At 62.7% G+C, this 16,341-nt stretch carries 14 protein-coding genes; 8 read left to right on the top strand and 6 right to left on the bottom strand.

Annotated elements, in window-relative coordinates:
• The first annotated feature begins 44 nt into the window (after window positions 1-44).
• The 7 genes from ACLK1G_RS00105 to ACLK1G_RS00135 all read left to right on the top strand — a co-directional run bounded on the left by ACLK1G_RS00105 (window position 45) and on the right by ACLK1G_RS00135 (window position 5,824).
• On the top strand, window positions 45-707 hold the full coding sequence (locus ACLK1G_RS00105; RefSeq protein WP_030141394.1) for an amino acid ABC transporter permease: 663 nt from the start codon (window positions 45-47) through the stop codon (window positions 705-707).
• Window positions 708-716: 9 nt separating this feature from the next.
• Window positions 717-1,379, top strand: coding sequence for an amino acid ABC transporter permease (locus ACLK1G_RS00110; protein ID WP_420763543.1), 663 nt, complete (start codon window positions 717-719; stop codon window positions 1,377-1,379).
• Window positions 1,376-2,164: an amino acid ABC transporter ATP-binding protein gene (locus ACLK1G_RS00115; RefSeq protein ID WP_420763544.1), complete on the top strand. Its 789-nt coding sequence runs from the start codon at window positions 1,376-1,378 to the stop codon at window positions 2,162-2,164. The genes ACLK1G_RS00110 and ACLK1G_RS00115 overlap by 4 nt, the downstream gene beginning before the upstream one ends.
• A 26-nt stretch (window positions 2,165-2,190) precedes the next feature.
• Window positions 2,191-2,580, top strand: coding sequence for a RidA family protein (locus tag ACLK1G_RS00120; RefSeq protein WP_264427496.1), 390 nt, complete (start codon window positions 2,191-2,193; stop codon window positions 2,578-2,580).
• Window positions 2,581-2,744: 164 nt separating this feature from the next.
• Window positions 2,745-3,509 carry an IclR family transcriptional regulator gene (locus ACLK1G_RS00125; RefSeq protein ID WP_420763545.1) on the top strand — a complete coding sequence of 255 codons (765 nt, stop codon included), beginning with the start codon at window positions 2,745-2,747 and terminating at the stop codon, window positions 3,507-3,509.
• A 29-nt stretch (window positions 3,510-3,538) separates the two neighbouring features.
• On the top strand, window positions 3,539-4,756 hold the full coding sequence (locus ACLK1G_RS00130) for an amino acid deaminase (protein ID WP_420763546.1): 1,218 nt from the start codon (window positions 3,539-3,541) through the stop codon (window positions 4,754-4,756).
• Between the two features lie 153 nt (window positions 4,757-4,909).
• Window positions 4,910-5,824, top strand: coding sequence for a sugar kinase (locus ACLK1G_RS00135; RefSeq protein WP_420763547.1), 915 nt, complete (start codon window positions 4,910-4,912; stop codon window positions 5,822-5,824).
• A 123-nt stretch (window positions 5,825-5,947) separates the two neighbouring features.
• Here the strand turns inward: ACLK1G_RS00135 and ACLK1G_RS00140 are convergent, their stop codons facing one another.
• Both ACLK1G_RS00140 and ACLK1G_RS00145 read right to left on the bottom strand, forming a co-directional pair.
• Window positions 5,948-6,223, bottom strand: coding sequence for a peptidylprolyl isomerase (locus ACLK1G_RS00140; RefSeq protein WP_019690952.1), 276 nt, complete (start codon window positions 6,221-6,223; stop codon window positions 5,948-5,950).
• Window positions 6,224-6,271: 48 nt separating this feature from the next.
• Window positions 6,272-8,809, bottom strand: coding sequence for a PAS domain S-box protein (locus ACLK1G_RS00145; protein WP_420763548.1), 2,538 nt, complete (start codon window positions 8,807-8,809; stop codon window positions 6,272-6,274).
• A 133-nt stretch (window positions 8,810-8,942) separates the two neighbouring features.
• Between ACLK1G_RS00145 and ACLK1G_RS00150 the strand changes: the two genes are divergently transcribed.
• The gene (locus ACLK1G_RS00150; protein ID WP_420763549.1) at window positions 8,943-10,061 is read left to right on the top strand and encodes a PilT/PilU family type 4a pilus ATPase; all 1,119 of its coding nucleotides are present in this window, start codon (window positions 8,943-8,945) and stop codon (window positions 10,059-10,061) included.
• A 133-nt stretch (window positions 10,062-10,194) separates the two neighbouring features.
• Here ACLK1G_RS00150 and ACLK1G_RS00155 read toward each other — a convergent pair whose 3' ends face one another.
• From ACLK1G_RS00155 to ACLK1G_RS00170, 4 genes are all read right to left on the bottom strand, one after another.
• Window positions 10,195-12,150: an acetoacetate--CoA ligase gene (locus tag ACLK1G_RS00155; protein WP_420763550.1), complete on the bottom strand. Its 1,956-nt coding sequence runs from the start codon at window positions 12,148-12,150 to the stop codon at window positions 10,195-10,197.
• Between the two features lie 161 nt (window positions 12,151-12,311).
• Window positions 12,312-13,088, bottom strand: a complete 777-nt coding sequence (hbdH, locus tag ACLK1G_RS00160; RefSeq protein WP_420763551.1) for a 3-hydroxybutyrate dehydrogenase — start codon at window positions 13,086-13,088, stop codon at window positions 12,312-12,314.
• Between the two features lie 7 nt (window positions 13,089-13,095).
• Complete coding sequence (locus tag ACLK1G_RS00165) at window positions 13,096-14,487, bottom strand: GntP family permease (protein WP_420763552.1); 1,392 nt, start codon at window positions 14,485-14,487, stop codon at window positions 13,096-13,098.
• 302 nt (window positions 14,488-14,789) lie between these two features.
• Window positions 14,790-16,205, bottom strand: coding sequence for a sigma-54 interaction domain-containing protein (locus ACLK1G_RS00170; RefSeq protein ID WP_420763553.1), 1,416 nt, complete (start codon window positions 16,203-16,205; stop codon window positions 14,790-14,792).
• Between the last annotated feature and the right edge of the window lie 136 nt (window positions 16,206-16,341).

Genomic DNA, 16,341 nt, shown 5'->3' on the forward strand with positions numbered 1-16,341 from the left:
CCGGGGCGCCCCTCGCGGGCGCACCGTCGAAGGTACTGCCGACCATGAATTATCAGTTGAATTTTGCCGCCGTCTGGCGCGATTTCGACACCTTGCTGGCGGGGCTTGGCCTGGGGCTTTCCCTCGCGCTGGTGTCGATCGCCATCGGCTGCGTGATCGGCCTGGCGATGGCGTTCGCGCTGCTCAGCAAGCATCGCTTGTTGCGGGTGTTGGCCTCGGTGTACGTCACCGTGATCCGCAACACGCCGATCCTGGTGCTGATCCTGTTGATCTACTTCGCCTTGCCGAGCCTGGGCATTCGCCTGGACAAGCTGCCGTCGTTCGTTATCACGCTCTCGCTGTACGCCGGGGCCTACCTGACCGAAGTGTTTCGCGGCGGGCTGTTGAGTATTCATAAGGGCCAGCGCGAAGCAGGGTTGGCGATCGGCCTGGGCGAGTGGCAGGTCAAGGCTTACGTCACCGTGCCGGTAATGCTGCGCAACGTGTTGCCGGCCCTGTCGAACAACTTCATTTCGCTGTTCAAGGACACCTCCCTGGCGGCGGCGATTGCCGTGCCGGAGCTGACCTATTACGCCCGCAAGATCAACGTGGAGAGCTACCGGGTGATCGAGACCTGGCTGGTGACCACGGCCCTGTATGTCGCGGCCTGTTACCTCATTGCCATGCTGCTGCGTTATTTCGAGCAGCGCCTGGCGATCCGCCGTTAGGAGTTTCCCATGTACGAATCCCCCAGTTGGTTGCACGAGTTGTGGGTCGCCCGGGACACTTTGTGGAGTGGCTTCCTGACCAGCGTGCAATGCTCGGCGTTGGCGATTGTGTTGGGCACATTGATCGGTCTCTTCGCCGGGTTGGCGCTGACATACGGGCGGGCCTGGATGCGCGCGCCGTTTCGGTTCTATGTCGACTTGATCCGCGGTACACCGGTGTTCGTGCTGGTGCTGGCTTGCTTCTACATGGCGCCGGCCCTGGGCTGGCAGATCGGTGCGTTCCAGGCCGGTGTGCTGGGCCTGACGCTGTTCTGCGGCTCTCACGTGGCCGAGATCGTGCGCGGCGCCCTGCAGGCGTTGCCTCGTGGGCAGATGGAAGCGAGCCAGGCCATTGGCCTGACATTCCAGCAGGCGCTGGGCTACGTGCTGTTGCCCCAGGCGTTGCGGCAGATCCTGCCGACCTGGGTCAATTCCTCCACCGAGATCGTCAAGGCCTCGACCCTGCTGTCAGTGATCGGTGTGGCCGAGTTGCTGCTCAGCACCCAGCAGATCATCGCCCGGACGTTCATGACCCTGGAGTTCTACCTGTTCGCCGGTTTTCTCTTTTTCATCATCAATTACGCCATCGAGTTGCTCGGGCGGCACATTGAAAAGCGGGTGGCCTTGCCATGACTGATATTTCCCTCTCCAACGCCCAACCGCTGCTGGACATTCGTGGCCTGCGCAAACAATACGGCCCGCTGGAAGTGCTCAAGGGCGTTGACCTGAGCATGCAGCGCGGCAACGTGGTCACGCTGATCGGCTCCAGTGGTTCGGGCAAGACCACGCTGCTGCGTTGCGTCAACATGCTGGAAGAATTCCAAGGCGGCCGGATCACGCTCGACGGCGAGTCCATCGGCTATGACGAGGTGGACGGCAAGCGTGTGCGCCACCCCGAGAAAGTCATCGCCCGGCACCGGGCCATGACCGGCATGGCCTTCCAGCAATTCAACCTGTTCCCGCATCTGACCGCGTTGCAGAACGTCACCCTGGGCCTGCTCAAGGTGAAAAAACTGCCCAAGGACGAAGCCGTGGCCCTGGCCGAAAAATGGCTGGAGCGGGTCGGCCTGCTGGAACGGCGCGATCACTTCCCCGGTCAGTTGTCCGGCGGTCAGCAGCAGCGCGTGGCGATTGCCCGGGCGATTGCGATGAACCCGAGCCTGATGCTGTTCGACGAAGTGACCTCGGCCCTGGATCCGGAACTGGTCGGCGAAGTATTGAACGTGATCAAGGGTCTGGCCGAAGACGGCATGACCATGCTGCTGGTGACCCACGAGATGCGCTTTGCCTTCGAAGTCTCGGACAAGATCGTCTTCATGAACCAGGGCCGCATCGAAGAGCAGGGGCCGCCGAAGCAATTGTTCGAGCGACCGCAATCGCCGCGCCTGGCGGAATTCCTCAAGAACACCCGTTTTTAACTTCCATTCAACAAGGAGATAAATCCATGAGCATTACCCGTTACGGCACCGGCAGCACCGCAGGCGGCGGCCAGCCACGGCCCTTCGCCCGTGCCGTGGAGGCCGATGGCTGGCTGCACGTGTCCGGCCAGGTGCCGGCAGTGAACGGCGAAATCATCGTTGGCGGTATCGTCGAGCAGACCCACCAGACCATGAAGAACCTGATCGCCATTCTCCAAGAGGCCGGTTATGGCCTGGAAGATGTGGTTCGCTGCGGTGTCTGGCTGGAAGACCCGCGGGATTTCTGGAGCTTCAACAAGGTGTTCGGTGAGTATTTCAGCCCGGAACACGCCCCGGCGCGGGCGTGTGTGCAGGCGAGCATGATGGTCGATTGCAAAGTCGAGATCGACTGTGTGGCCTACAAGAAAAAGGCCTGACCACGATCTTCTGGCGAATTCACTTCTGTGGCGAGGGAGCTTGCTCCCGCTGGCCTGCGCAGCAGGCCCATTCTTTACGACCGCTGCGCAGCCGAGCGGGAGCAAGCTCCCTCGCCACAATAAAGATACATGCGATTATGGGTGAAATTTCAGGAACCAAAGACATGACCGAAGACACCATCAAACGCCGGGCCCGGGGATTGGATCGGGCGTTCGATATCCTCGATTTCCTCAAGGAGATCGGCCAGCCGTTGCGCCCGAACGACATCGCCAGCGGCATCGGCAGCCCCAAGTCCACGGTCTATGAGTTGGTGGCGTCGCTGCTGGAGCGTCGCATCCTCGAGCCGGTGGGCAAGGATGGCCATGTCTACCTGGGGCGCCAGTTGTACTTTCTCGGCCAAGCGCATTTGCGGCATTTCGACCTGAGCCGCGAAGCCGACCAGGCCTTGCAGGACATCGTCCGGCAGACCCGGGAAACCGCGCAGATGTGTCTGCTCAACGGGCGCAAATACACGGTCGCGCTGATGAAGGAGGGCGAGCGGCACTTTCGCATCTCTTCGGACATCGGTGAAAACGCGCCGATCCCCTGGACGGCCTCCGGTCGCCTGTTGCTGGCGCATCTGAGCGACCAGCAGATCATCGACCTGATCGACCCCGATGACTTCATCCTGCCGGACGGCGAACGCCTGCCGCTGGAGCGGTTTCTAGGAGAGATCCGCCAGGCCGGCATCGATGGATTTTTCTCCTTCGATAGCGTTGCCGACACCTTCACCCACTGCTTCGCCGCACCGGTCAAAGACCCCAACGGCGTGGCCATCGCGACCCTGTGCATCGTCGCCCCGAGGGCTGACGCCAAGAACAATTACGCCGACTACCGCCGGGTGCTGATCGAAAGCGCCAACCACCTGGCCCGTCGCATCAACGAATAGACAGCCTTGGCTGTGTGAGGAGTTCGAACATGTCTTCTGCCATTACTAACGCGGGCGTCGAGAAGGGCGCCGCGCCCATCGGCGCTCATTTGCTGCGGGACGTGAGCCTGCCGGCGCTGGTGCTGCATCGCGAGGCCCTGGAGCACAACATCCGATGGATGCAGAAATTTGTCAGTGACAGCGGTGCGCAGCTGGCGCCCCACGGCAAGACCAGCATGACCCCGGCGTTGTTTCGTCGCCAGATCGAAGCCGGCGCCTGGGGCCTGACTTTGGCCACGGCGGTGCAGACCCGTGCCGCCTACGCCCATGGCGTACGGCGCGTGCTGATGGCCAATCAATTGGTCGGCAAGCCCAACATGGCATTGATCGCCGATCTGCTGGCCGACCCGGCGTTCGAATTCCATTGCATGGTCGATCATCCGGACAACGTCGCCCAGCTCGGCGCTTATTTCGCTTCTCGCGGCGTGCGGCTGAACGTGATGATCGAATACGGCGTCGTCGGCGGTCGTTGCGGTTGCCGTACCGAAGCCGAGGTGCTGGCCCTGGCCGAGGCCATCGGAGCGCAACCGGCACTGGCATTGACCGGCATCGAAGGCTATGAAGGGGTCATCCACGGTGATCATGCCGTCAGCGGCATCCGCGCATTCGCCGCTTCCCTGGTGGGGCTGGCCATGCAGTTGCAGGACAGCGGCGCGTTTGCCATCGACAAACCCATCATCACCGCCTCGGGGTCGGCCTGGTACGACTTGATCGCTGAATCTTTCGAAGCCCGCAACGCCCAGGGACGTTTCCTCAGCGTGCTGCGCCCCGGCAGTTACGTGGCCCACGACCATGGCATCTACAAGGAGGCCCAATGCTGCGTACTGGAGCGGCGCAGCGATTTGCACGAAGGCTTGCGTCCGGCCCTGGAAGTCTGGGCCCACGTGCAGTCGATGCCGGAGCCGGGCTTCGCGGTGATAGCCCTGGGCAAGCGCGACGTAGCCTACGACGCCGGGCTGCCGGTGCCGCTCAAGCGCTATAGACCCGAGGCTGATTCGGTGACGGGTGACGACGTCAGCGCTTGCAAGGTGACGGCGGTGATGGACCAACATGCATTCATGACGGTGGCGCCGGGGGTCGAGCTGCGGGTCGGGGACATCATTGCGTTCGGGACCTCCCACCCGTGCCTGACATTCGACAAGTGGCGGGTGGGGTGCCTGGTGGATGAGGGGTTGCGGGTGGTTGAGCTTATGGAGACTTGTTTCTAAGGCTTGAGAGCGAGTCGCGGCTATCGCGAGCAGGCTCGCTCCCACATTGGATTTGTTGTGAATACAAAACCAGTATTCACCCACGATCCCTGTGGGAGCGAGCTTGCTCGCGATAGCGGTCCGCAATACACCACCGAACCATCAGGAACATCCATGAGCAACACTAAACCCCGCATCGCCCTGATCGGCGAATGCATGATCGAACTGCAGCACCGCGCCGACGGCAGCCTGCAGCAAAGCTTCGGCGGCGACACGCTGAACACTGCGGTGTATCTGTCCCGTGCGTTGGGCGACAAAGGCTCGGTGGATTACGTCACCGCCCTGGGCGACGACTCTTTCAGCGATGCCATGTGCCAGAGCTGGGCTTCGGAAAACATCGGGTTGGAAAGGGTCCAGCGTTTGCCCGGTCGTCTGCCGGGCCTGTATTGCATCCAGACCGATGCGGCGGGCGAGCGGCGTTTCCTGTACTGGCGCAACGAGGCTGCCGTGCGGGATTGCTTCACCACGCCGGCCGCCGTGCCGATCCTGGAAGCGTTGCCCGGATACGACGTGCTGTATTTCAGCGGCATCACCCTGGCGGTGATTGGCGAGCAGGGCCGGCGCAAACTCATCGAGACCCTGATCGAGGCACGGCGCCGGGGCGCGCAGGTGGTGTTCGACAACAATTACCGGCCACGGCTCTGGGCCTCGGTCGAGGCGGCCCGGGCGGCCTATCGCAGCGTGTTGCCCTATGTGGAGCTGGCGTTGCTGACCGTGGATGACGAACAAGCACTGTTTGGCCATGCCGACAGTGACGCAGTGTTCATCGCCTATGAGCAACTGGGGACACCGGAAGTGGTACTCAAGCGCGGCGCCGAGGCGTGCCTGATTCGTTGTGATGGCCGGTCTTATGACGTGCCGGCCCAACGGGTAGAGCGCGTGGTGGATACGACAGCGGCGGGGGACTCGTTCAGCGCCGCCTACCTGGCGAGTCGCTTGCTGGGGGGCAGCCCGGCGGAGGCGGCCGAGGCCGGGCATTTGTTGGCGAGCCGGGTGATCCAGGTGCCGGGGGCATTGATACCGAGATGATCTGGCCAGCCAAAACCCTGTGGGAGCGAGCTTGCTCGCGATTGCGGTGTGTCAGTCAATATTGATGCAGCTGACCTGACGCCTTCGCGAGCAAGCTCGCTCCCACAGGGGCTCGGTATCGCTTCAATCCCTATAAAACACCTGCACCAGGTGATAGCCAAACTTGCTCTTGATCGGCCCATGCACCACCCGCAGTGGTTTCTTGAAGATCACCGCGTCGATGGCGCCGACCATTTGCCCGGGCCGCACTTCACCCAGGTCGCCGCCGCGCTTGCCGGAGGGGCAGGTGGAGTATTTCTTTGCCAACACGTCGAACGCTTCGCCCTTGGCGATGCGTTGTTTGAGCTGTTCGGCTTCTTCGGCGGTTTTCACCAGGATATGGCGGGCTTGGGCTTTCATTGCGGCACAGACCTGAAGGGGGCGAAAGGGCGGCGATTATGCCTCAAGTCAGTGGTCATGGTTGATCATCGTCCGAATCTTGTTGGCCAACAGGTCCAGGGTAAACGGCTTGGCGACCATGTCCATGCCCTGATCCAGGAAACCTTGGCGTTCGGCGGCTTTCTGCGCATAGCCGGTCATGAACAGCACCTTCAAGCCGGGCCGGTGCTGACGGGCGATTTCCGCCAGCTGGCGGCCGTTCATGCCCGGCAGACCGACGTCGGTCACCAGCAGATCGATGCGTTGCTCGGATTCGAGCAATACCAGCGCCCGCTTGGCGTCCTCGGCTTCGAGGGCGGTGTAGCCCAGGGTGGCGAGTAGGTCGAGCACCAGCATGCGCACCGCCGGTTCGTCCTCCACCAGCAACACCGTTTCGCCGGCGATGGCGGGCGGAGCGTCGGTGGTCGTCGGTGCCGTTGCCTGTTCCGCCGGCGCGACGTGCAGGCGCGGCAGGTACAACTGCACGCGCGTACCTTGGCCCGGGACACTGTCCAGGCTCAGGTGACCGCCAGATTGCTGGGCGAAACCATAAATCATCGACAGTCCCAGGCCGGTGCCCTGGCCGATGGGCTTGGTGGTGAAAAACGGATCGAAGGCCTTTGCCAACACGGCGGGGGTCATGCCGCTGCCGTTGTCGCGCACGGCGATCATCACGTAATCGCCGGCCTTCACCGGCTCCAGCGTGCTGATGTCGCTGCCGTCGAGGTAGACGTTGGCGGTCTCGATGTTCAACTCGCCGCCATCGGGCATCGCGTCCCGGGCGTTGATGACCAGGTTGAGCAAGGCGTTTTCCAATTGGCTGGCATCGGTGCTGACCGGCCACAACTCGCCGGCCAGTTGCAGTCGCAGCACAATGTGATCGCCGGTGGTGCGGCTCAGCAGGTCCTCAAGCGAGCGAACCAGCGTGTTGGCATCCAGAGGCTTGCGGTCCAATGACTGGCGTCGGGAAAAAGCCAGCAGGCGGTGGGTCAGGGCGGCGGCGCGGTTGGCCGATGAAATCGCAGCTTCGGTAAAACGGCCGATCTCGGCGGCACGACCGGAGGCGATGTAGCGCTGCATCAAGTCGAGGCTGCCGAGGATGCCAGTGAGCATGTTGTTGAAGTCATGGGCGATGCCGCCGGTGAGTTGGCCCACGGCTTCCATCTTCTGCGCATGGCGCAGGGCTTCTTCGGCGCGTTCGCGTTCGAACATCTCGCTTTGCAGTCGGTGGTTGGCCTCGGCTAGCTGCTGGGTGCGGGCGATCACCCTTTCTTCCAGCGTTTCGTTGAGGTGGCGCAGGGCTTCCTCGGTTTTCTTGCGCTCGGTTTCGTCGATGACAAAAATGTAAAAACCGTTCACCGATCCGTCGGCGCCACGGCGTGGCAGGTAGTTGATCAACGCATGGCGCGGCCGGCCGTCGCGGTGGGGCGACTCTACGGTGAAACTGCACGGCTTGCCCGCCAGGGCGCCGGCGATCTGTTCGGCTCGGGCGGCGTAGGCCTCGTCGCCGATGACCTCACGGATGGTCTTGCCGTAGAGCTCTTGCGGCGTCAGCCCGTACCAATTGAGGTAGGCACTGTTGTTCAGCCGGAAACGCTCCTCGCGGTCGACGTAGCCGATCAGCACCGGCATGGCGTTGATGATCAGTTGCAGCTCGGTCTGGCTCTGGCGCAAGGCATGTTCGGTGCGCTTGCGTTCGGTCAGGTCCAGCGCCGCGCCGAGAAAGCGCTTGGGCCGGCCATGGCGATCCTTGTAGCAACGTCCACGCACGAACACCCAGCGCAGCTCGCCGTGGGGCTGCTGCAGCCGATACTCCTCGGCGTACTCGGTGCCATGGGTGATGCAGTGCTTGATGCTGCGCGCAACCATCGCCCGATCTTCCGGGTGGACGCCCTCGAGATAGGCGCTGATGGGCAATTGCCGTGACAGTGCCGGGTCGACGCCATGGAGGAGGGCAAAATGCGCGTCGGCGATGAAGCGATCCTCGCCGATGTCCCAGTCCCAGGTGCCCAACGCATCGGTGGCCGCCAAGGCCAGTTGCAAGCGTTCTTCGCTTTCCTGCTGGGCCTTGAGGCTGGCCTCGGAGCGCCGTTCGAATTCCTGAGCCAGGCGTCGCCGCTCGCCCGTCTCGATGGCAGTGATCAGTATTCCGGCGACGCTGGCGTTTTCGTCATGGATCGGGCTGTAGGTCAGGTCCAGCCAGACATCGCAGAGGCGGCCGCCAAATGGCATGCGCCAACGTTGATCGCGGCAGGTGCGCACCCGGCCCTGCAACACGCTGCGATAAACCCCTTCGGTTTCGCTGCGAAGTTCGGGCCAGGCCGTGTGGGTTGGCTGGCCAAACGCCCTGGGGTGCTTGTCGCCGACCAATCGCGCATAGGCGTCGTTGTACAGATGGATCAACTGCGGCCCCCACAGCACGGCCATCGGCATGGGCGAATGGACCACGATGTCCACGGCGGTGCGCAGGCTCGGGGGCCAGGTTTCTTGGGCGCCCAGCGGGCTGGAAGTCCAGTCCAGACGGGCGATCAACTGCTGTGTGTCGCTGCTGGCAGGTACTGCATTCATCACGGGAATCCCTGGATGTCATGTCGATGCTGCGGCTTCTACTATCCTCTGAAGAAGGTAAGCGCGGGTTGATCTGAAGTTTTTCTGGCTCGGGTCAGCGTGTCCATTGAAGTTCGCGGAAGTTTTTATAGTCATGGAAATTGATCCTTTACTGCGAGTCCTGGCAAGCCAGGACGGCTCCGACCTCTACATGTCCACCGGCGCGCCGCCCTGCGCGCGTTTCGAAGGTGTGCTCAAGCCGCTGAGCAACCAGGCGTTCAAGGTTGGCGACATCGCTGGGCTTGCCGAGTCATTGATGGACGCCGAACAGCGCCTTGAGTTCGATCGGGAATTGGAAATGAACCTGGCGATCTCCCTGGCCGGTGTCGGACGGTTTCGCGTCAACATCTTCAAACAGCGCAATGACGTGTCCATGGTCATACGCAACGTCAAGCTGGATATCCCGCGTTTCGAAGACCTGAAGCTGCCCAAGGTGCTGCTCGAAACCATCATGCACAAACAAGGGCTCATGCTGTTCGTCGGCGCCACGGGCTCGGGCAAATCCACATCACTGGCGGCGCTGATCGACTACCGCAACCGCAACAGCAGCGGCCATATCATCACCATCGAGGACCCGGTGGAATATATTCACCGGCACAAGAAATCCATCGTCAACCAGCGAGAAGTCGGTGTGGATACCCGCAGCTTCCACGCCGCTCTCAAGAACACCCTGCGCCAGGCGCCGGACGTAGTACTGATCGGCGAAATACGCGACCGCGAGACCATGGAACACGCCTTGGCCTTCGCCGACACCGGCCATCTGGTGATTTCCACCCTGCATGCCCATAACGCCAACCAGGCCCTGGACCGGGTGGTCAATTTCTTCCCGGAAGAACGCCGGCCGCAACTGCTGCAGGATCTGGGCAACAACCTCAAGGCGTTTGTCTCCCAGCGGCTGGTGCGCACCCGCACCGGCCAGCGGCGGGCGGCCGTGGAGGTGATGCTCGGCTCGCCCACGGTGGCCGACCTGATCCGTCGCAACGAGTTGGGCGAGCTCAAAGGCATCATGGAAAAATCCGAGGAACTGGGGATGCAAACGTTCGACCAGGCGCTGTTCAACCTGGTGGTGGAAGGGGCGATCGATGAAGAAGAGGCGTTGAAAAACGCCGACTCTGCGAACAATCTGCGCTTGCGGCTCAAGCTCCATGCCGAATCGGGAGCGGCGCCACCGGCTGAGCCGTCGGCGGGCGGGGAATGGGGGCTCATGGACTGATCGGTTTGTAGTGCGACCGCGTTATCGTTCATCGCGAGCAGGCTCGCTCCCACAAGGGATTTGGGTGCAAACAGTCCCCTGTGGGAGAGAGCTTGCTCGCGATGAGGCCCTCAAACCCAGCAAAACATTCAGATCAGGTCGCAAGCTCCACCCGCCCACGAAACTGCTCCAGCGCCTCGGGATTGGCCAGTGCATCGGTGTTCTTTACCGCCTCGCCATGCACCACGTTGCGCACCGCCAGTTCCACCACCTTGCCGCTGATGGTCCGTGGGATATCGTTGACCGCGAGGATTTTCGCCGGCACGTGGCGCGGTGTAGTGTTGGCGCGGATGACCTGGCGGATCTTCTGTTCCAAGGCGTCGTCCAGCACCAAGCCCTCTCGCAGGCGCACAAACAGCACCACCCGCACATCACCCTGCCATTGCTGGCCGATGGCGACGCTGTCCAGGACTTCCTCGACTTTTTCCACCTGCCGATAGATTTCCGCCGTGCCGATGCGCACGCCACCGGGGTTGAGCACCGCGTCGGAGCGGCCGTGGATCAGCAGGCCGCCGTGGGGCAGCTCTTCGGCGTAGTCCCCCTGGGCCCACACGCCCGGGAACTGGCTGAAATAGGAGGCGCGAAGTTTCTCCCGCTGGGGATCATTCCACAGCCCGATGGGCATCGCCGGGAAATGCCGGGTGCAGACCAGTTCGCCTTTTTCGCCAACCACCGCTTCGCCGGCTTCGTTCCAGACCTGCACCGCCATACCCAAGCTCTTGCCTTGCATCTCGCCGCGGCGCACGGGGGCCAGCGGATTGCCGTTGACGAAGCACGACACGATGTCAGTGCCGCCGGACATCGAGGCCAGGCAAACATCGGCCTTGAAGTCGCGGTAGACATAATCGTAACTGTGGGGCGCCAAGGCTGATCCCGTGGACAGGATCGTCCTCAGGCTGCCCAGGTCGTGGGTCTGGCGTGGCTTGATGCCTTGGCTTTCCAGGGCGGCCAGGTATTTGGGGCTGGTGCCGAATACGCTGATGCCTTGTCGGTCGATCAGGTCGAGCAGGCGTTCCGGGCTGGGGTGGAACGGCGACCCGTCATAGAGCACAACCGCGCTGCCCACGGCCAGCGCCGACACCAGCCAATTCCACATCATCCAGCCGCAAGTGGTGTAGTAGAACAGCCGGTCTTCGGGGCCCAGGTCGACGTGCAGGCCATGTTCCTTGAGATGTTGCAGCAGCACGCCACCGGTGCCGTGGACGATGCACTTCGGCACGCCGGTGGTGCCGCTGGAATAGAGAATGTACAGCGGGTGATCGAACGGCACGGGGTTGAACACCGGCTCGCCGCCGCATTGGTAGAAACCGTCCCACAGGGCCACGCGGGCCGGGGTCTTGAAATCTTCGACGCGGGCGTCGGGCTGGGCGTAGGGCAGTACGATCAATTGTTGCAGCGACGGTAGCCGTTCGAGTATTTCGTTGACCTTGGGCCGCTGGTCGATGGTTTTCCCGGCGTAGCGATAACCGGCGCAGGTGATCAGGACTTTGGGTTCTATCTGACCGAACCGGTCGATGACGCCCTGGGTGCCGAAATCCGGCGATGAACATGACCAGATGGCGCCCAGGCTGGTGGTGGCGAGCATGCACACCAGCGTCTGCCAGGTGTTGGGCATGCAAGCGGCGACCCGATCGCCCTGGGTCACGCCAGCGCCTTGCAGGCTTTTTTGCAGGCCGGCGACATGGGCGGCGAGATCGGCCCAGGTCAGCGTTTCTTCGCCGCCGTTTTCATCGAGTGCGACCACTGCCACGGCGCTGTCGCGGCGACGCAACAAGTGTTCGGCGAAATTCAGCGTCGCCCCTGGAAACCAGCGGGCACTGGGCATCTGCGGGCCTTCGTCGAGCACCGCGCCAGGCGCTTGATGGAAGCGGATCTCGAAGAAGTCGACGATGGCCTGCCAGAAGGCTTCGCGGTGGTCGGTGCTCCAGGCATGCAGGGTTGGGTAGTCGTTGAGTTGCAGCGAGTGCCGTTCGTTGACGAACCGGCGAAAGGCGTCCATTCGCGACTGGGCGATGCGTTCGGGGCTGGGGTGCCAAAGGATGTCGGACATGGTTTGCCTCTTGTTTTGGGGCTTACAAATAGTTCAGCACAAGGCGCCGGATGTGGCGAGGGAGCTTGCTCCCGCTGGCCTGCGAAGCGGGCCCAAGAGGCGCCTGCTGCGCAGCCGAGCGGGAGCAAGCCCCCTCGCCACAAAAGCTCGACGGCGCGGCGTTATTGAGCCAACCACCCACCATCAATATTCCACGCCGCGCCCCGCACCTGGCTGCCCGCTTCACTGCACAGGAACAGCACCAGCTCACCCAACTGCGGCGGGGTCACGAACTCCAGGGACGGTTGCTTCTCGGCCAGCAGATCATGCTGGGCCTGTTGCGGGTCCACACCCGTGGCGATGCGGTCGTCGATCTGCTTCTGCACCAGCGGCGTCAGGACCCAGCCCGGGCAGATGGCGTTGCACGTGACGTTGCTGGCGGCAGTCTCCAGGCCCACTACTTTGGTCAACCCGATCACCCCGTGCTTGGCCGCGACGTACGCCGCCTTGCCCACCGAACCGACCTGGCCATGCACCGAGGCAATGTTGACGATCCGTCCCCAGCCCTTGGCGCGCATGCCCGGAAGGCTCAGGCGGGTGGCGTGGAACACCGAGGACAGGTTGATCGCAATGATCGAATCCCAGCGCTCCACCGGGAAATCCTCCACGGCCGCCACGTGCTGGATGCCGGCATTGTTCACCAGGATGTCGACACCGCCGAATTCGCGCTCGGCGTAAGCGAGCATGTCGGCGATCTGCGCGGGGTCGCTGACGTCGGCCGGATGATGGCCGACCTTGACGCCGTGTCGAGCGACTTCGGCGACCACCGCCGAAGCATCGCCAAAGCCGTTGAGGATCAGGTTGGCGCCGGCCTTGGCCAGGCTCAGGGCGATGCCCAGGCCGATGCCGCTGGTGGAGCCGGTGACCAGGGCCGTCTTGCCGGAAAGGGTGGTTGTCATGGGAACCTCACACAATGCCAGTGGCGTAGAACACACCGATCACGAAGAACACCGCGAGGGTCTTGATCAGCGTAATACAGAAAATGTCTTTGTAGGCTTCACGGTGGGTCAGGCCCGTGACCGCCAGCAAGGTGATGACCGCGCCGTTGTGGGGTAGGGTGTCCATGCCGCCGCTGGCCATGGCCGCTACCCGGTGCAGCACTTCCAGTGGGATGTTGGCGGCGTTGGCGGCGCTGATGAAGGTTTGCGACATCGCCGCCAGGGCGATGCTCATGCCACCCGACGCGGACCCGGTGATGCCCGCCAGCAGGGTTACGGTCACGGCTTCGTTGACCAGCGGATTGGGGATGTTCTTGAGCCAGTCGGCGAGCACCAGGAAGCCCGGCAGGGAGGCGATCACCGCACCGAAACCGTATTCCGACGCGGTGTTCATGGCCGCGAGCAACGCACCGCCCACCGCGCTCTTGCTGCCTTCGGCCAGCTTGCTGCGAATGGCTCGGAAGCCGAACAACAGCACCATGACGATGCCCACCAGCAAGGCCGCTTGCACGGCCCAGATCGCCGTGAGCTTGGCGATGTCGCTGGTCACCGGCGCCGCCATGCCCGGCAGGGCCAGGCTATGGGTCTTGCCGTACCACTGTGGGATCCACTGGGTGAACAGCAGGTTCATGACCCCTACCGCCAGCAATGGCGAAACGGCGATCCAGGGGTTGGGCAGCTTGATGTCTTCGGCGGTTTCCGGCTCGTTGCGCAGCTCGGTACCGTAGCCTTCGCCCGTGCGCTGGGCCTTGTTGCGTTGGCGCTGCAAGAACAGCATGCCGAAGCTGAACACGAATATCGTACCGATCACGCCCAGCCACGGCGCTGCCCAGGCAGTGGTATTGAAGAAGGTGCTGGGGATGATGTTCTGGATCTGTGGCGTGCCGGGCAGGGCGTCCATCGTGAACGAAAAAGCGCCGAGGGCGATGGTGGCCGGGATCAGCCGCTTGGGAATGTTGCTCTGGCGGAACATCTCGGCCGCGAACGGATAAACCGCAAAGACCACGACGAACAGCGACACGCCGCCATAGGTGAGCAGCGCGCACACCAGCACGATCACCAGCATGGCCTGGCGCGTGCCCAGCAGGCGAATCGCCGCCGCGACGATGGAGCGGGAAAACCCCGACAGCTCGATCAGCTTGCCGAACACGGCGCCGAGCAGGAACACCGGGAAGTAGAGTTTGATGAAGCCGACCATCTTGTCCATGAACACCCCGGTGAAGGCTGGGGCAACGGCGGACGGATCGGTGAGCAACACCGCGCCGAGGGCGGCGATGGGGGCAAAAAGAATGACGCTGTAGCCACGGTAGGCGGCAACCATCAGCAGCGTGAGGGCTGCCAAGGCAATGATCACACTCATGGTGTGTCTCCTGGATTGTTATTTTTGTGGGTGGTGCGGTGGGGAGGGCTATAGCGAGTTTTGTGCCACTTGTTTAACTTATTGAAATATAAGGAATTTATTGAGGCGGGCGACGTGAGCTTGGAAAGTGCGTCTCTGTTTTGAGATTTTTGTTGAGATTACTGGCCTCATCGCGAGCAGGCTCGCTCCCACAGGTGAACGAGGATGGCAGGGAGAACGCCAGTTCCTGTGGGAGCGAGCCTGCTCGCGATGAGCGCGAAGCGCTCCAAACCATATGTCCAAATATGGAGAATTGAGTCTCTTTATTGAGACTCAGCAATCCCCAGCGCCACCATTTTCTTGTAAAGCGTCGACCGCCCCAGTCCCAACCGCTCGGCTGCCTCAATCACCCGCCCACCGCATTGCGCGAGGGTGGTCTCGATCAAATGTCGATCGAATCGGGCCCGGGCCTGGCTGAAGGTTTCCTGGGGCAACGGCTCGAGGCTCGGACTCGCCGCGCGCACCACCGGCGTGAAAGTACCGATGGCGGCACGAATGTCGGCGGCGGTGAGCATCAGGTCGTCGCTGAGCAGCGCGGCCCGTTCCAGCACGTTGCGCAACTCCCGGATGTTGCCCGGCCAGGCGTGCTGGCCCAGCAGGTCGAGGGCGTCGGGATTCAGTTCGTGCTGGCTGCGCAATTCTTCGAGGATCGCCTCGCTCAGGGCCGGCAGGTCATCCAGGCGTTCGCGCAGCGGCGGGACCTGGATGGGCAGCACATTGAGGCGGTAATACAGATCCGCCCGGAATTCGCCACGCTGGATCGCCGCCTCCAGGTTGGTGGAGGTCGCGGCGATGACCCGGACATCGCTTTGCAGTACTTCATTGGAGCCGACCGGTTCGTATTCCTTTTCCTGCAACACGCGCAGCAGTTTGCTTTGCAAGGGCAGCGGCATATCGCCGATTTCGTCGAGGAACAATGTGCCGCCCTGGGCGATTTGCAGCTTGCCGGCGCGGCCCTTGCGGTCGGCACCGGTGAAGGCGCCTGGCGCGGTGCCGAAGAATTCGGCTTCCAGCAAGGATTCGGGGATGGCGGCGCTGTTGATGCTGACAAACGCCTTGTGCGCACGCGGCGAAGCACCGTGAATCGCCTGGGCCAGAAGCTCCTTGCCGGTGCCGGTTTCGCCGAGGAGCAATACCGGGGAGTCGGTGCTGGCGCTGCGTCGGGCACGGCGCTTGACCTCGAGTCCCGCAGCGCTGGTGCCGATGAAATGGGCAAAGTTGTACTTGGTCTGCCGTGCCCGCAACAGCGAGCGGGTAGAGGCCAGTTCTTCCTGCATGCTCAGGTAGCGTTTGAGCATCGGCGACAGGCTGCGCAACTCGTCGAACAGGGCAAAACCGATGGCGCCGATCACCGCGCCGGCGCTGTCATGGATCGGCAGGCGCATCACCACCAGCGGTTCCTTGGGCGTGTCCTGCATGTCCAGCAGGATCGGCCGCCCGGTACGCACCACCTCTCGCAACAAGCTGCCCGGAATGACGCTTTCGCAAGCCCGGCCGATGGCCTCTTGCGCCGAATTCAGGCCGAAGCGACGAGCGTAGCGCTCGTTCATCCAGACGATGTTTGCATCGCGGTCGACGATCACCGTGCCTTCGCTGGACTGCTCGATGATTTCGAACAACGAGCGGATCGCCAGCGTACGCACGCGCTTGTAATCCTTGAGGCTTTCGGTGGAGTTCATGATCGGATCCGGGTTGTGTGTTGCTTGTCAGGCCCCCATCGCGAGCAAGCTCGCCCCCACATTTGGCCTTCAGTGCAACACCGGCCAATGTGGGAGCGAGCTTGCTCGCGATGGGCGCGACACGAAGCTACGCCAT

Source organism: Pseudomonas algeriensis (assembly GCF_048847255.1).
Lineage (GTDB): Bacteria > Pseudomonadota > Gammaproteobacteria > Pseudomonadales > Pseudomonadaceae > Aquipseudomonas.

Excerpts from the sequence above, each read along its gene's own strand:
- ACLK1G_RS00105 (WP_030141394.1), top strand. The coding sequence starts at position 45 with ATGAATTATCAGTTGAATTTTGCCGCCGTCTGGCGCGATTTCGACACC.
- ACLK1G_RS00165 (WP_420763552.1), bottom strand. The coding sequence starts at position 14,487 with ATGAGTGTGATCATTGCCTTGGCAGCCCTCACGCTGCTGATGGTTGCC.
- ACLK1G_RS00115 (WP_420763544.1), top strand. The coding sequence starts at position 1,376 with ATGACTGATATTTCCCTCTCCAACGCCCAACCGCTGCTGGACATTCGT.
- ACLK1G_RS00110 (WP_420763543.1), top strand. The coding sequence starts at position 717 with ATGTACGAATCCCCCAGTTGGTTGCACGAGTTGTGGGTCGCCCGGGAC.
- ACLK1G_RS00140 (WP_019690952.1), bottom strand. The coding sequence starts at position 6,223 with ATGAAAGCCCAAGCCCGCCATATCCTGGTGAAAACCGCCGAAGAAGCC.
- ACLK1G_RS00150 (WP_420763549.1), top strand. The coding sequence starts at position 8,943 with ATGGAAATTGATCCTTTACTGCGAGTCCTGGCAAGCCAGGACGGCTCC.
- ACLK1G_RS00120 (WP_264427496.1), top strand. The coding sequence starts at position 2,191 with ATGAGCATTACCCGTTACGGCACCGGCAGCACCGCAGGCGGCGGCCAG.
- ACLK1G_RS00145 (WP_420763548.1), bottom strand. The coding sequence starts at position 8,809 with ATGAATGCAGTACCTGCCAGCAGCGACACACAGCAGTTGATCGCCCGT.
- ACLK1G_RS00125 (WP_420763545.1), top strand. The coding sequence starts at position 2,745 with ATGACCGAAGACACCATCAAACGCCGGGCCCGGGGATTGGATCGGGCG.
- hbdH (WP_420763551.1), bottom strand. The coding sequence starts at position 13,088 with ATGACAACCACCCTTTCCGGCAAGACGGCCCTGGTCACCGGCTCCACC.
- ACLK1G_RS00155 (WP_420763550.1), bottom strand. The coding sequence starts at position 12,150 with ATGTCCGACATCCTTTGGCACCCCAGCCCCGAACGCATCGCCCAGTCG.
- ACLK1G_RS00170 (WP_420763553.1), bottom strand. The coding sequence starts at position 16,205 with ATGAACTCCACCGAAAGCCTCAAGGATTACAAGCGCGTGCGTACGCTG.
- ACLK1G_RS00130 (WP_420763546.1), top strand. The coding sequence starts at position 3,539 with ATGTCTTCTGCCATTACTAACGCGGGCGTCGAGAAGGGCGCCGCGCCC.
- ACLK1G_RS00135 (WP_420763547.1), top strand. The coding sequence starts at position 4,910 with ATGAGCAACACTAAACCCCGCATCGCCCTGATCGGCGAATGCATGATC.